We start from the raw sequence: 1,335 nt of genomic DNA, 5'->3' as shown, positions 1-1,335 counted from the left end.
GGCGGATTCCACCGGTCTAGGCAACATCTCGAATTGAAGGAGATGTTGTGGGAGATCGTCAGAAGGGTTGTACTCGGTCGTATCCGCCGCAGGTGTGGTCGAAGTTTTTCGACTTGGTCTGCTCGGGGATGTCGATTCAGCGGGCCGCGCCGCTGGTGGGCGTGTCGTGCGCTGGTGCGGCGAAGCGGTGGCGCAAGTCTTGCCCGGTGAGTATTCGTGCTGATCTTGGTCGCCGCGGTGGCGTGGGCGATCCACCACGGGATGACCCTAACGATCCGGATAAGGACTCGCAGTCGCTGGGCCGGCGGCGGCAGCTGACCGTCGCCGACCGGGCGATGATCACTGCCGGGCTGCTGCAGGGTTTGACGCAAGCGCAGATCGCCCGGGAGCTGGGCCGCAACCCGGGTGTGATCAGCCGGGAGATCGCCCGCAACAGCGGCCCGGACGGCACGTATCACGCCGGGATGGCGCACCGGGCCGCTCATCGGCGGCGACGGCGGCCCAAGACCCCGAAACTGGTGGCCGACGAAGAGCTCCGCGAGCAGATCACCGGTTGGTTGGAGCAGGGCTGGTCACCAGGGCTGATCGCGTCAGTGCTGCGTGCGGCGCATCCGGGCACCGCCCAGGCTGCCAGGATGGCCCGGGTGAGTGGCGAGACGATCTACAAGGCGCTGTACGTGCAAACCCGCGGGTCACTGCGCGCGGACTTGTACCAGCACTTGTCGCTGCAACGCCGGTCTCGTAAGCACCGGACTGGTACCCGGCGCGGGCCGAGCCCGTACACGGACGCGTTCAAGGTCAGCGACCGCCCGGCCGAGGTCGCCGACCGGGCCGTGCCCGGTCACTGGGAAGGCGATCTGATCATCGGCTGTGACGGGACCGCGATCGGGACCCTGGTCGAACGCAGCACCCGGTTCGTGATCTTGCTGCACCTGCCCGACACGCATGACGCGGACACCGTCGCGGCCGCGATGATCCGCGAAATGCGGCACCTGCCAACTCATTTGCGCCGATCGGTCACCTGGGATCGCGGTACTGAACTGGCCCGGTACGAGCACATCCAGCTCGAGCTGACCACCACGCTGTACTTCTGTGACCCGCACTCGCCCTGGCAACGCGGCACGAACGAGAACACCAACCGGCTGCTACGCCACTGGTTCGCCAAGGGCAGCGACCTATCCATACACACCGCCGCCGACCTACGCCGCGTCGCCGACACCCTCAACCGCAGGCCGCGACCTACACTCGACCTACATACCCCAGCCCAACGGCTCGCCGAGCTGCTCGAAACCCCAGCAGCCTGAACCGATGTTGCCTCGACCGTTTGACTTTGCC

1 protein-coding gene is annotated in these 1,335 nt (G+C 66.6%); it reads left to right on the top strand.

What is annotated here, in order from left to right; genetic code table 11:
- Positions 1-128 precede the first annotated feature (128 nt).
- Positions 129-1,304 carry an IS30 family transposase gene (locus tag ACN8HC_RS19720; protein ID WP_490076543.1) on the top strand — a complete coding sequence of 392 codons (1,176 nt, stop codon included), beginning with the start codon at positions 129-131 and terminating at the stop codon, positions 1,302-1,304.
- Positions 1,305-1,335: the final 31 nt, after the last annotated feature.

The organism is Flexivirga sp. YIM B11880 (assembly GCF_058148645.1).
This window is presented reverse-complemented; position numbering and strand designations above follow the sequence as displayed.